At 69.9% G+C, this 12,255-nt stretch carries 13 protein-coding genes; all 13 read left to right on the forward strand.

Annotation, left to right across the window (positions count from 1 at the left end; genetic code table 11):
* Nucleotides 1-73: 73 nt before the first annotated feature.
* The 13 genes from ACLJQ7_RS20385 to ACLJQ7_RS20445 are packed head-to-tail and all read left to right on the forward strand — an operon-like array spanning nt 74 to nt 12,191.
* Nucleotides 74-1,621, forward strand: coding sequence for a phage tail sheath family protein (locus tag ACLJQ7_RS20385; protein WP_410649765.1), 1,548 nt, complete (start codon nt 74-76; stop codon nt 1,619-1,621).
* Between the two features lie 15 nt (nt 1,622-1,636).
* Nucleotides 1,637-2,080 carry a phage tail protein gene (locus ACLJQ7_RS20390; RefSeq protein ID WP_410649766.1) on the forward strand — a complete coding sequence of 148 codons (444 nt, stop codon included), beginning with the start codon at nt 1,637-1,639 and terminating at the stop codon, nt 2,078-2,080.
* A 4-nt stretch (nt 2,081-2,084) separates the two neighbouring features.
* Nucleotides 2,085-2,528 (forward strand): hypothetical protein, encoded by a 444-nt coding sequence (locus ACLJQ7_RS20395; protein WP_410649767.1) that lies wholly within the window; start codon nt 2,085-2,087, stop codon nt 2,526-2,528.
* Nucleotides 2,525-2,683 (forward strand): DUF6760 family protein, encoded by a 159-nt coding sequence (locus ACLJQ7_RS20400; RefSeq protein WP_016333592.1) that lies wholly within the window; start codon nt 2,525-2,527, stop codon nt 2,681-2,683. The genes ACLJQ7_RS20395 and ACLJQ7_RS20400 overlap by 4 nt, the downstream gene beginning before the upstream one ends.
* A 7-nt stretch (nt 2,684-2,690) precedes the next feature.
* Nucleotides 2,691-5,021, forward strand: coding sequence for a hypothetical protein (locus tag ACLJQ7_RS20405; RefSeq protein WP_410649768.1), 2,331 nt, complete (start codon nt 2,691-2,693; stop codon nt 5,019-5,021).
* A gap of 11 nt (nt 5,022-5,032) precedes the next feature.
* Nucleotides 5,033-5,479, forward strand: coding sequence for a phage tail protein (locus ACLJQ7_RS20410; RefSeq protein WP_410649769.1), 447 nt, complete (start codon nt 5,033-5,035; stop codon nt 5,477-5,479).
* A 2-nt stretch (nt 5,480-5,481) separates the two neighbouring features.
* On the forward strand, nt 5,482-6,246 hold the full coding sequence (locus tag ACLJQ7_RS20415; RefSeq protein WP_410649770.1) for a LysM peptidoglycan-binding domain-containing protein: 765 nt from the start codon (nt 5,482-5,484) through the stop codon (nt 6,244-6,246).
* Nucleotides 6,239-8,011 carry a VgrG-related protein gene (locus ACLJQ7_RS20420; RefSeq protein WP_410649771.1) on the forward strand — a complete coding sequence of 591 codons (1,773 nt, stop codon included), beginning with the start codon at nt 6,239-6,241 and terminating at the stop codon, nt 8,009-8,011. The genes ACLJQ7_RS20415 and ACLJQ7_RS20420 overlap by 8 nt, the downstream gene beginning before the upstream one ends.
* A 12-nt stretch (nt 8,012-8,023) precedes the next feature.
* Nucleotides 8,024-8,305 carry a PAAR domain-containing protein gene (locus ACLJQ7_RS20425; protein ID WP_410649772.1) on the forward strand — a complete coding sequence of 94 codons (282 nt, stop codon included), beginning with the start codon at nt 8,024-8,026 and terminating at the stop codon, nt 8,303-8,305.
* Nucleotide 8,306: 1 nt separating this feature from the next.
* Nucleotides 8,307-8,717 (forward strand): GPW/gp25 family protein, encoded by a 411-nt coding sequence (locus ACLJQ7_RS20430; protein ID WP_410649773.1) that lies wholly within the window; start codon nt 8,307-8,309, stop codon nt 8,715-8,717.
* Nucleotides 8,717-10,678, forward strand: coding sequence for a putative baseplate assembly protein (locus tag ACLJQ7_RS20435; RefSeq protein WP_410649774.1), 1,962 nt, complete (start codon nt 8,717-8,719; stop codon nt 10,676-10,678). The genes ACLJQ7_RS20430 and ACLJQ7_RS20435 overlap by 1 nt, the downstream gene beginning before the upstream one ends.
* Complete coding sequence (locus ACLJQ7_RS20440; RefSeq protein ID WP_410649775.1) at nt 10,675-11,214, forward strand: phage tail protein; 540 nt, start codon at nt 10,675-10,677, stop codon at nt 11,212-11,214. Before ACLJQ7_RS20435 ends, ACLJQ7_RS20440 begins: the two co-directional genes overlap by 4 nt.
* Nucleotides 11,215-11,216: 2 nt before the next feature.
* On the forward strand, nt 11,217-12,191 hold the full coding sequence (locus tag ACLJQ7_RS20445) for a zinc ribbon domain-containing protein (protein WP_410649776.1): 975 nt from the start codon (nt 11,217-11,219) through the stop codon (nt 12,189-12,191).
* The last annotated feature ends 64 nt before the right edge of the window (nt 12,192-12,255 follow it).

Below are 12,255 nucleotides of genomic sequence, written 5' to 3' on the forward strand. Positions count from 1 at the left end.
CGGTCGTTTCGCCGCGAACGTCCACGCAGGAGCATCGCCGATGTCAGAGAGTGCGCCGAACAGGGAGGCACGCATGCCCACCTATCTCACGCCGGGTGTGTACGTCGAGGAGATCGAGGCCGGCGCCCGGCCGATCGAGGGTGTGGGCACCGCCGTCGCCGCCTTCGTCGGTTTCGCGGCGGACGGACCCTTCAACACCCCCACCCTGGTGTCCAATTGGACCCAGTTCACCCAGACCTTCGGCGACTTCGTCGAAGGCTGCTATCTGGCCCAGTCGGTCTACGGATATTTCCTCAACGGCGGTGCCAACTGCTACATCGTCCGCATCGGTGGTCCGCGGGGCGACGGCGGGGCCGACGGTGCGGCGCCGAAGGAACCGACGCGCCAGGCCGTGCTCGGTGGCTACCGTTTCGTGGCGAAGGAACTCCCGGCCGGCGGAGCGGCCGGTGAGCTGACCGTCGAGGTCGCGGAACCGGCCGGTGAGAACCCCGGCGACGACCGGTTCACCGTGCTCGTCAAGAAGGACGGCAAGGTCGTCGAGACCCACCACGTGACCACCAAGCGCACCAAGGAAAACGTCGTGACCTCGGTGCGGGAGAAGTCCAGCTTCATCACGATCGAAGAGCTCGCGACCGCCGGCGCGGTGGCGAAACCGGACCGGGGCACCGCCGTGCTCACCGAGCCGCCGCAGCCACCGCCCGTCCCCCGTCGCATCGCGGCCGACGACTACGTCGGCGACGTCGCCGATCGCACCGGTTTCGGTGGCTTGGAGGCGATCGACGAGATCACCATGGTCGCGGTACCGGACCTGATGGCCGCCCACCAGCGTGACCTGATCGACCTCGACGGCGTCAAGGCCGTGCAGCTGGCGATGATCGCGCACTGCGAGCTGATGGGGGACCGGATGGCGATCGTCGACCCGCCACCCGCGCTCACTCCGCAGGAAATCCGCACCTGGCGCATGGACCGAGCCGGGTACGACTCGAAGTACGCGGCGTTGTACTACCCGTGGGTGCAGGTGCTCGACGCCGCCAGCGGGACCAATACCCACGTGCCGCCGAGCGGGTACATGGCGGGGGTGTGGGCGCGGACCGACGCGACTCGCGGTGTCCACAAGGCGCCGGCGAACGAGGTCGTGCGCGGCGTGCTGGCGCTCGAGACGCATCTGACCAAGGCGGAGCAGGAGCTGCTCAACCCGATCGGTGTGAACTGTGTGCGCTCGTTCGCGGGCAAGGGCATCCGGATCTGGGGAGCGCGAACGTTGTCGAGCGATCCGGCGTGGCGCTACCTCAACGTGCGGCGGCTGTTCAATTACCTCGAGGAATCGATCCTCAACGGCACCCAGTGGGTCGTGTTCGAGCCGAACGACGACGCGCTGTGGGCGCGGATCCGGCGCACGATCAGCGCTTTCCTGGTGATGGAGTGGCGCAAGGGCGCGTTGTTCGGCCTCACTCCCGACGAGGCCTTCTTCGTGAAGTGCGACCGGGAGACCAACCCGGCCGAGGGAATCGATCTCGGCCAGGTGATCTGCGAAGTGGGCATCGCGCCGGTGAAACCGGCGGAGTTCGTGATCTTCCGGCTGGCCCAGATGTCCGGCGGAACCAGCCTGGTCAACGAATAGTGAAAGGGCTCCGAAATGGCACTTCCCGATCTTGACAAGGCTGTCGGCTGCTCCTTCGGGCTCGAGATCGACGGCGTTCAGATCAAGCAGATCTCCGAGGTCTCCGGACTGAAGATGGAACAGGACGTCATCGAGCTCAAGCAGAACACCGTGGACGGCAAGTACGTCATCAAGAAGCTCCCCGGTCGCCCGAGATCGGGCGAGGTGACGCTGACCCGCGGTCTGACCGACGACAGCAGCTTCGAGAAGTGGGTCAAGGACGCGCACTTCGGCAAAATGGGTGCCGCTCGCAAGGGCGGCGCGATCATCGTCTACGACTACGAAGGCACCCCGCTCAAACGCTACAAGCTCACCAACGCGTGGCCGAAGAGCCTGGAGATCGGGGCGCTGAAGGCGGGCGACACCAGTGTGCTCACCGAGAAGCTCGTGGTCACCTACGAGCAGATGGAAGTCGAGTGACCCCATGCGCAGGGTGATGGCGTCGGCGCCGGCCGAAGAAGCCCCCGTCGTCGTGCCGGAGGAGCAGGCTCGGCCGAAGCTGCGGACCGAGTTCGCGTTCGAACTCCCGCGCGGGTACGTCGACGACGCGGGAAACGTGCACCACTCGGGGGTGATGCGGCTGGCGACCGCGCGGGACGAGCTCGTCCCGCTGCGGGACGACCGGGTCCGGGAGAACTCGGCCTTCCTCACGGTCGTGCTGCTGGCCAGGGTGATCACCCGGATCGGCGACGTCACTGACGTGCACGCCGGCGTCATCGAGAACCTGTTCGCTTCGGATCTGGCGTTCCTGCAGGACATGTACCGGCGCGTCAACAGCGAAGGCCATACGCGGGCGGGTGTCGCCTGTCCCGAGTGCGGCCACGGGTTCGTCGTCGATGTCGCCGGCGGCCGCCTGGGGGAATCGTGACGTACGCGGCCGGACGGCTGCACGAGGAGGTCGCGTACGTCGCCTATCACCTGCACTGGTCGCTCGACGACATCCTCGACCTCGAACACCACGACCGGCTGACCTACGTCGCCGAGATCGCCCGGATCAACACTCGGATGAGCGAGGGACGGTGACGCTGCGATGTGGACATGGCGCAGGAAGCAGCCGGGCTCGCCCTCGGAATCGCCGGCACCGGCCATCCTGCCGACCACCCGTGCCGAATGGCGAGGCCTGCCGCCGATCCAGCGCGTCGTCGCCGAGCATCCGCTGATCAACCCGGTGCAGCGGTTCAGTTCCTCGCTGACGTCCTGGCGGAGCCCGGCCTACCTGGAGCCGCTGGGTCATCGGGTCGGTCCGGCGGAACCCGCGGGTGTCATCGGTGGTCTCGCACGTCCTCGCACTGCCGAGGCACCCGTGCCGGAGATGCCTGTGGTGCAGCGGTCCGCCCGCAAACGTGGCGTCCTGTCCCGCCTGTGGGGATCTTCGGTGCAGCGGGCCGCGGAAACGGACGCTCCGGTGTTCGAAAGCCCCGTCCCCGAACCGGAATCCGCGCCGTTGCCCGCGTCGCAACCGCCGGACGAGCCGGGGCCGGCTCCCACGGTGGTGTTACCGATCGCCGCGGCCGCGACGCGGGAAGCCGACCGGCCATCGATGCCGTTGACGTCCGCGCTCTCGGCGCGTCCGCCGGTGAGGACGGTCCAGGCGATCCGGTCGGAAACCCCGAGTTCGCCGCTTCGCGAACCGGCTCCGACGTCTGCCGAACCGCCGCCGGTCGAGACTCCTCAGCCTGACCCTGACCCGATCGTGCCCACGCCCGGCCCGGCTGACGCCGAGTCGTTCGAGACCGTGCCGGTCGGGCCTCCGGACCCGCTTCCCGCGGAGCCACCTGTCTCGAAGGTGGTGACACCGCCGTCGGTCGAACGACCGCGACCCGCGCTTCCGGTCATCCAGCGGACCGGACAGAGCGAGGCGGCACCGCGGCGGCTGGGCCTCGGTATACCGATCCTGCCGGACTCGGGCCCTGCCGGGGCTCCGGTTCCAGCGGCTGTCGCGTCGGGTGTCGCCGAAACCGACGCGCCCGTCCCGGCCGTCGAAGGCGGCGTCGCCGCGGTCGACGTGCCCGCGCCAGTAGCCCAACGAAGCAGTGTTTCCGCGGCCGACGCACCAGTGGCCGAAGACGCCGTTGCCGAGGTGGACGCGCCACTGGCGGGAGCCGTCGAGACCTCGGTGCCGCCGGCAGCGCGGGCCGACGAGACCTCCGCTCGGGAGCCGGTGGCGGACGAGGCCCCGCTTCCGGTGGCCCGGATGGTGACGGGCGAGGAGCGGGTTCCTCCGGGCGCGTCCGTGGGGACGTCGACGTCGGCCCCGTCTCTGACCTCCACGCCGACGAGTGGCCGGCGTTCGGTCGTCGATCCGGCCCGCGAACTTCCGTCGCCGAAACACCAGGAGGTGCCGCGGTCCGGGGCTTCGGTTCAGCGGCCGGTTCAGCGGCCGGTGCAGCGCCTGCGCGCCGAATCACCGGGAACTCGCGAGAACGCGCCGCCGGCGGACGCACCGGTCTTGGTCTCCCGGGCGGTCGAACCGCCACCGAACCCGCCGACGGTCACCTCGCCGAGACCTTTCCGCGATGACAACTTCCACCCGATCGAACAGATCCGTTCCGTGACAACGGAAACCTTCGAGCCGCCCGGGACGCCTGGCGGCTCGGTGGGCGCGGCACCGACGTCGACGATCCCGACGTCACCGCTACCGGTGGCGCGAGTCGTCGACGGCGCGGTCGCGGCATCACCGGTACCAGCGGCGGTGCCCCGGCCATCGGCGAGCAGACCGACCCTCACCGCCCTGGTACCGGAACCACCCGTGTCCCGCGTGATCGAGGCCCCGCCGATCACGGACTCGCAGCCGTCCGCCCGGGTAGTGGACGGCTTGTCACCACAGACGCTTACGGCGAAGACGGGCACGTTGACGCCGGTCGCGCAACGGATCGACGACAGAGCCTCCCCCCTGCCGACAGCGATGCTTCCAGTGGCGAGAAGCGTCGAGCCCGGCAAGGGCATTGAGCAGCCGGTGGCGAGGATCGCCGAAGCCGCGCCCGCGGTCGTGAACGGCGCGCGATCCACAATGGACATTCTGCGCACCGCGCAACGCGCCGCGTCGGGCGAGACCGTCGAACACGGCACTGGCCTTGTGCTCACCCTGCCGTCCGTCGTCCCGTCGCGACAGGCCGAACCCGCGGTCGTCCAGCGCGAGCAGGAAGTATCCCCGCCGGAGCCGGTCGCACCGCCGGTGCCCGCGGCGGCGGGACCGGCGGCGGTGGGGCCGTCGGCGGTGGGGCCGTCGGCGGCACCGGCCGCGCAGCCCGAGACCGAGGAACTCGTCAAGAAGCTGTTCGACCCGCTGCTCCGGCGGCTGAAAACCGAACTCCGCCTCGACCGTGAGCGCCGCGGCGCGCTCACCGATCGCCCGCACTGAAGGAGAAACCGATGCCGGACGCGGAAGAAGCCGTCGCCGTTTGTTACGTCGTCAAGCTCGACGACAAGAACCTCGGCAACCTCGGCGCATTCAGCAGTTGTGACGGGCTGGGCTGCGAGTTCGTCATGGAGCAGCGGGAAGAGGGCGGCAACAACGGTATGGTCTGGCAGCTCCCGACGCGGATCAAGTACTCCAACGTCAAGCTCTCCCGCCCGGTCACCGAAGCCAGCTCGCAGATCACGAAGTGGTTCGCCGGCATGGCGGGCGGCGTCGAGCGCAAGACCGCGACCATCGAAGCGCGCACCCTCGACGGCACCGTCATCGCCAGCTGGTCGCTGGAGGGTGTCGTCCCCGTGCGCTGGAGCGGGCCGCAACTTTCGCCCGACTCGCCGAAGGTCGCCACCGAGACCCTCGAACTGGCCCACCACGGCTTTCTCAGCCCGGCGAAGAAGGGCTAGCGATGTCCTCGCCCGTCACGTTCACCTCCGCCGGGTCCCAGCCACCCGCGGCGTACGGCTCCGGCGAACCGGCGCCGAACAATCTCCAGCGCGCCCTGCTCGAGGTCCGCAAACCTCCGCAGTCCGGCGGCACCGGGCAGCCCGGCGCCAAACTGTTCGAGATCAAGTTCCAGTTCAACCCCAAGGAACTCTCGCTCACCAAGAACGCCAAGTGGGGCCGTGACCCGCAGCGCAACGCGAAGAAGAGCGGGCCACCCGAGTTCAAGGGCTCGGACCCGTGCAAACTCGCGCTGGAGATGTTCCTCGACGCCACCGACAAGATGGACGACGCCGTCGTCAAGAAGGTCGAGCAGCTCTTCACCTGTTGTGTCGCCACCGAGGAAAGCCGCCGGCACGGCAAGGGGTCGCCGCCGTGGGTGATCTTCAAATGGGGCGGCATGACCGGCTTCCCCGCCTACGTCGCCAGCGTCACCGCGAAGTACACGCTGTTCACGCCGTCGGGCACTCCGGTGCGCGCGGTGTGCACGGTGAACCTGGAGGAGATCGCCGGTGAGCTGAGCGGGCAGAACCCGACCTCGGGTGCGCTGGCGGCGCGGGACACCCATGTGTTCGTCGCCGGTGATTCCCTGCAGGCGGTGGCGTTCCGGGCCTATGGCGACGCGGGCAAGTGGCGCGAGATCGCCGACGCCAACGACATCGACGACCCGATGCGGCTGCGGCCCGGTACCCGGTTGCTCGTTCCGGCGCTGGAGGAACTCGATGGCTAACGAGAGTTTCGCGAACAACCTCGTCGTCGAGGTCGCGGGCGGCCCGCTGCCCGACGACGTGAAGACGCTGCTCTCGTACGCCTACGTCGACGACAGCCGGAACCTGCCGGACATGTTCGTCCTGCGCTTCCGCGACTCCGGGCACGTGGTGCTGGACAAGGGAAAGTTCGCCGTCGGTGCGGAGATCAAGCTGAAGGTGCAGACCTCCGATCCCGAAGGACCGCAGGAACTGCTTTCGGGCGAGGTCACCGCGGTCGCGATCGACCTCGACCGGATCGGGACCTTCACCGAGGTACGCGGCTACGACCACGCGCACCGGTTGTTCCGCGGCCGCCGGGTCGCGGTCTACCCGGGGATGACCGTCGCCGACGTCGTCACGAAGGTGACCCGGCGGGCCGGGCTGAAGGCCGGCAAGATCGATCGGGTCCCCGGTGTCGGCGGCCGCCCGCATACGCAGTTCAGCCAGGACAACGTCAGCGATTGGGAGTTCCTGTCCCGGCTGGCCGAATCGGTCGGCGCCCAGATCGCGGTTCGCGGCGGCGCGCTGGACTTCAGTCTCGCGGAGAAACCTTCGGCCGCGCCTGCCACCACCGCGAAGGCCCACACCGACCCGCTGGTACTCGAGGCGCACCGGACCCTGGTCAGCCTGCGCGCCAGCGTCACCGCGGCCGAGCAGGTGCCCGAGGTCGAGGCCCGCGGCTGGGACATCGAAACGAAGAAGGCCGTGGTGGCCGTCGAAAAGCCGAAGAACGCGGGAACCGAGGTCGAGGGTGTCGACCCGGTCGCGCTCGCGAAGAAGTTCGCCAGCCCCAAATACGTGTCGGCGGATACGCCGCGCCGGACCCAAGCCGAGGCCAAAGCGGCGGCGATCGCGTTGTCCGAACGGCTCGGCGGCGCCTGCACCGAACTCGACGGGGTGGCCAAGGGCAACCCCAAACTCCGGGCGGGCGCGGCGGTGACGCTGACCGGCGTCGGCAAGCCGTTCGCCGGCAAGTACACGCTCACCAGTACCCGGCACCTGTTCAACGCGGAAGTCGGCTACACCACCGAGTTCGCCGTCTCCGGGCGGCAGGAACGCTCCCTCTACGGGCTGGTCGCCGGCGGCCCGAAGACGTCGACGTGGCCTGGAGTGGTGCCCGCGGTGGTCAGCGACGCGAAGGATCCCGCCGGGCTCGGCCGGGTCAAGCTGACCTTTCCCTGGCTGGATCAGAACTTCACCAGCAACTGGGCGCGCACGGTGCATCCCGGCGCGGGGAACAGGAGGGGCGCGATGGTCCTGTCCGAGGTCGGGGACGAGGTGCTCGTGGCCTTCGAGCAGGGCGACTTCGAGGCCCCGTACGTACTCGGCGGGCTCTACAACGGCGCCGACGCGATCCCGAAGTTCACCGCGTCGCCGATCGACGGCAACAGCGGCGAGATCGCCGTACGGGGTTTCGTCTCCCGTAAGGGACACAAGCTGGAATTCGCCGAACAGGACGGCATCATCGTCGCGTCCGGGGACGGGCGGCTGGTGGTCAAGCTCGACGAGAAGAACCAGATGATCGAGGTGACCAGCGGCAAGGGCATCACGGTGAAGGCGCGGAACGGGGTGAGCATCGACGCGGGCAGCGGTCCGCTGGAGCTCAAGGGCCAGAAGGTTTCCGTGAAGTCGGCGACCGAGGCGACCGTCGAGGGCATGACGGTTTCGGTCAAGGGGCAGGGCCAGGCGGAGCTGAGCGCGAGCGGCGCCGTGACCGTGCGCGGCGGCGTCGTCAAGATCAACTGAAGGGGGACAGGCATGCCACCAGCCGCGAGGGTCGGAGACCCGACCGGGCATCCGGGCGTCATCGCCGGGCCCGGTGTACCGGCCGTGCTCATCGGCGGGAAGCCCGCCGCCACTGTCGGCACGCTGCACACCTGCTCGTTCCCGCCGCCCGCGGTGCATCCGCCGACGCCGATCGCGCCGCCGGGCTGCCCGACGGTGCTGATCGGCGGGCTGCCCGCGGCGCGCATGGGCGACCTGGCCGCCTGTGGCGCGCCGATCATCCTGGGCTGCCCGACCGTCCTGATCGGAGGCTGAGGTGGATTTTCTCGGCAGGGGACTGGCGTTCCCGGTGCGCACCGACGCGACCGGTTCGATCGCCCTGGTCGGCGGAGAACGCGAGGTCGTCGAGAGCATCCGGCTGATACTGGCCACCGCTCCCGGCGAACGGCCGATGCGCCCGGAGTTCGGCTGCGCGGTGCACGACCTCGTGTTCGCGCCCGCCGACTCGGCCACCGCCGGGCAGATCGCCTACGAGGTGCGCACTTCGCTGGAGCGGTGGGAGCCGCGGATCACACTGACCGATGTCGTGGTCGGGTTCTCCGAGGCCGACCAGGGCACGCTGCTGATCGACATCAAGTACCGGCTGCGCGGCACCAACGACCCGCGCAACCTGGTCTTCCCGTTCTACGTCATCCCGGCGCACGAGTCCACTCAGGACGGTGTGTGATGTCGCTGCCCATGCCCAACCTGGACGACCGCCGCTTCCAGGACCTGGTCGACGAGGCGAAGAGCCATGTCCAGCGCAACTGTCCGGAATGGACGGACCACAACGTCTCCGACCCCGGCGTGACACTGATCGAAACGTTCGCGCAGATGGTCGACCAGGTGCTCTATCGGCTCAACCGGGTGCCGGACCTGCATTATTTACGGTTCCTCGACCTCATCGGCGTGCGGCTGTTCCCGCCGGCGGCCGCCCGCGCCGACGTGACGTTCTGGCTCTCGGTGGCGCGGGACGTCCCGGTGGTCGTCCCCGCGGGCAACCAGGTCGCGAGTGCGCGCGACGAGGTCGAGGACCCCGTCGTGTTCACCGTGGAGCGGGCGTTGACGATCGTGCCGTGTTCGCTCACCGGTCTGGCGACCGGCGATTCCGACACCGGCGTGCCGCCGGTCGACCGCACCGACGAACTGCTGGTCGGCGGCGAACCCGCCTGTTTCGCCGAAAGTCCCGCGCCCGGCGATACCGTCTACTTCGGACTGTCGGACGCCGTGCCCGGCTGCGCGGTGCTGCTGCGGATGGACTGCGAGGTCGAGGGACAGGGCGTCGACCCGCACGACCCGCCGTGGGTGTGGGAGGCCTGGGACGGGCACGGCTGGACCGCGGGTGAGGTCGACCGGGACAGCACCGGCGCCTTCAACCGGTCCGGGGACGTCGTGCTGCACGTGCCGCCGGAGCACACGGTGTCGGTGCTCGCCGGCAGGCACGCGGGCTGGATCCGATGCCGCTTGACGGAACCGAAGCGGCATCAGCCGTTCTTCCAGCGGCCGCCGCGGCTGCGCTCGGTGGAGGCGTCGACCATCGGTGGCACGGTCGGCGCGGTGCACGCCGAGGTCGTGCGCGGCGAGGTCGTGGGCACCTCGGACGGTCTGCCCGGACAGCGGTTCCCGCTCGGCAGGCGGCCGGTGGTCGCCGGCGGCGACGAGCTGATCGTGCAGGTGTCCGGTCCCGACGGCTGGCAGGAGTGGACGGAGGTGTCCTCGTTCGCCGAGTCGGGTCCGGACGATCGGCACTTCCAGGCCGACCGGGTCGCCGGTGAGATCGCGTTCGGCCCGGCCGTACGCCAGCCCGAGGGCGGTATCCGGTACTACGGTGCCGTTCCGGCCAAGTCCGCCGCGATCCGGGTGCCCGCCTACCGGGCCGGTGGCGGGCGGCGTGGGAACGTCGCCCGCGAAGTACTCGAGGTGCAACGGGATCCGATCCCGTTCGTCAGCACGGTGGTGAACCGGCGGCCGGCGACCGGCGGGGTGGACGGCGAGTCGGTGGAGGACGCGGCGGTTCGTGGACCGCTGCTGCTGCGCACCCGCGACCGCGCCGTCACCGCCGAGGACTACGAACAACTCGCGCGCGAAGCGGCGCCCGAGGCGGCGAGGGTGCGTTGTGTGCCCGCGCACGGCGCCGACGGCCGTGAGACCGGCGCGATCCGCGTCCTCGTCGTGCCCGCCGTTCCCGACACCGGTGAGCTGAAGTTCGCGACGCTGATGCTCGAACCCGGTATGCGCACGCGGATCGAGCGGTATCTGGACGAACGCCGCTGTGTCGGCGCCCTCGTGTCCGTGGAAGCGCCGTTCTACCACGGGGTCACGGTCGTCGCCCGGTTGAAGGCGCGCCGCCGGGCCAGCCCCGGCGCCCTCGGCCCACGGGCGACGCAGGCGCTCTACGACTACTTCAACCCGCTCACCGGCGGGCCGGACGGCGACGGCTGGCCGTTCGGGCGGCCGGTGCAGTCGGGCGAGGTCTTCGCGGTGCTGCAACGGCTTCCCGGCGTCGAAATGGTCGAGGACGTCCGCCTGTTCGCGGCCAATCCGATCACGCGGGAACGCGGTGAGCAGGTCGACCGGATCGACCTGCCGCCGCACGCGCTCGCGTTCTCGTTCGGGCACCAGGTCCGGGTCCGGGAGGGGGACGGATGAGAGCGGCCGTGCCCGGACTGCCGAGCCCGCACCCGATCGGCGAGCAACTGCCCTCGGTCTACGCCGAGGACCGGTTCGTCCAGGGTTTCACCGGTGCGCTCGACGAAGTGCTCGCACCGGTTTTCGCCACGCTGGACAACTTTTCGGGCTACCTCGACCCGGAACTGGCGCCGGAGGACTTCGTCGGCTGGCTGGCGCATTGGGTGGCGTTGCGCGTCGACGAGGGCTGGAGCCCGGCCCGGCTGCGCGAACTCGTGCTCCGGTCGGTCGAACTGCATCGGTGGCGCGGTACGCAGCGTGGGCTCGCCGAGCACGTGCGGCTGCTGACCGGTGGCGCGGTCGAGGTGACCGACAGCGGTGGTGTCGTGGCGTCGCCGGAACCGGGGGCGCCGCTGCCGGATCCGGGCCCGCCCTGGGTCCACGTGCGGGTGCGGGTGCCCGAACGGGACCGGATCGACGAACGACGGCTGACGGCGATGGTGGTGGACGCGGTGCCCGCCCACGTGCGCGTCACGGTCGAAGTGGTGGAGGGGTAGCGATGGTCATTTACCGGGAGTGCGGGCATCAGGGCCCCGCCGACGTCGAGTTCTGCGGCGAATGCGGACGGTACCTGAAATGGGACGACGAGGAACCCGCCGCGGCGCACCGGCCCGCCGCCCAGCAGCAGCTGGTGCAGCCCGCCGAACAACTCGCTCCGGTCCGGCTGCCCCAGCAGCTGACGGTCGACGAGCAGACGCTCAACCCCGGCGACCTGATCTGCGGCAGATGCGGCAAGGGCAATCTGCCCACCCGCAACTTCTGCGGCCGTTGTGGCGCGTCCCTCGCCGAGTCCGCGGTCGTGAAGACCTCATGGTGGCGGCGGCTGTTCGGCCGCGGTCCCCGGCAGCACAAGGCGGGGGAGCGGCCGGGTAAGGACGGTGTCCGCCGTCGCGCCGGCCGCGCCGGAGCCGCGCGACGCCGCGTCGGCAAGGCCGTCCGCCGGATGATCGCCGTGATGCTGGTGCTCTCGGCGCTGATCTACGCGCTCTACCAGCCCTTCCGGAGCGCGGTCAACACCGCCGCGGTCGGCCTGTGGAGTCAGGCGACGGGGCTCTTCGAAACGAAGCTGAACCCGGTACGCCCGAGCAAGGTGACCGCGAGCGCGCAGTCGCCCGCCCACCCGGGGAACCTGGTCAGCGACAACGCCAAGAACACCTTCTGGTCGGCGGCCGCCCAGAGCGAGCCCGTACTGGTGTTCACCTTCGACCGCCCGGTGGAGCTGCGGAAGGCGATCGTGCATTCCGGGAACGGCGCGAACTTCCAGGCCGCGCACCGGCCGAAGACCCTGCATCTGGTGTTCTCCACCGGCAAGACCTACGACATGGTGCTGGCCGATACGCCGGACGCCCAGGAGGTGCCGATCGAGAACAGCGCGGGAGCGACCGGCGTCGAGCTGCACGTGGTCGGGCTGCATCGCTCGCTGGACGGCTTGGACGTCGCGATCTCCGAGATCGAGCTGTTCGAGGCAGGCTGAGGAAGGACGACGTGTCGTGCTCGCACGACCCCCTTTATGACAGCCGGCGTCGCGATCGGCCGGC

Source organism: Amycolatopsis sp. cmx-4-54, assembly GCF_046548895.1.
Taxonomy (GTDB): domain Bacteria; phylum Actinomycetota; class Actinomycetes; order Mycobacteriales; family Pseudonocardiaceae; genus Amycolatopsis.

Excerpts from the sequence above, each read along its gene's own strand:
- ACLJQ7_RS20415 (WP_410649770.1), top strand. The coding sequence starts at position 5,482 with ATGTCCTCGCCCGTCACGTTCACCTCCGCCGGGTCCCAGCCACCCGCG.
- ACLJQ7_RS20395 (WP_410649767.1), top strand. The coding sequence starts at position 2,085 with ATGCGCAGGGTGATGGCGTCGGCGCCGGCCGAAGAAGCCCCCGTCGTC.
- ACLJQ7_RS20410 (WP_410649769.1), top strand. The coding sequence starts at position 5,033 with ATGCCGGACGCGGAAGAAGCCGTCGCCGTTTGTTACGTCGTCAAGCTC.
- ACLJQ7_RS20425 (WP_410649772.1), top strand. The coding sequence starts at position 8,024 with ATGCCACCAGCCGCGAGGGTCGGAGACCCGACCGGGCATCCGGGCGTC.
- ACLJQ7_RS20390 (WP_410649766.1), top strand. The coding sequence starts at position 1,637 with ATGGCACTTCCCGATCTTGACAAGGCTGTCGGCTGCTCCTTCGGGCTC.
- ACLJQ7_RS20405 (WP_410649768.1), top strand. The coding sequence starts at position 2,691 with ATGTGGACATGGCGCAGGAAGCAGCCGGGCTCGCCCTCGGAATCGCCG.
- ACLJQ7_RS20440 (WP_410649775.1), top strand. The coding sequence starts at position 10,675 with ATGAGAGCGGCCGTGCCCGGACTGCCGAGCCCGCACCCGATCGGCGAG.
- ACLJQ7_RS20445 (WP_410649776.1), top strand. The coding sequence starts at position 11,217 with ATGGTCATTTACCGGGAGTGCGGGCATCAGGGCCCCGCCGACGTCGAG.
- ACLJQ7_RS20385 (WP_410649765.1), top strand. The coding sequence starts at position 74 with ATGCCCACCTATCTCACGCCGGGTGTGTACGTCGAGGAGATCGAGGCC.
- ACLJQ7_RS20435 (WP_410649774.1), top strand. The coding sequence starts at position 8,717 with ATGTCGCTGCCCATGCCCAACCTGGACGACCGCCGCTTCCAGGACCTG.
- ACLJQ7_RS20420 (WP_410649771.1), top strand. The coding sequence starts at position 6,239 with ATGGCTAACGAGAGTTTCGCGAACAACCTCGTCGTCGAGGTCGCGGGC.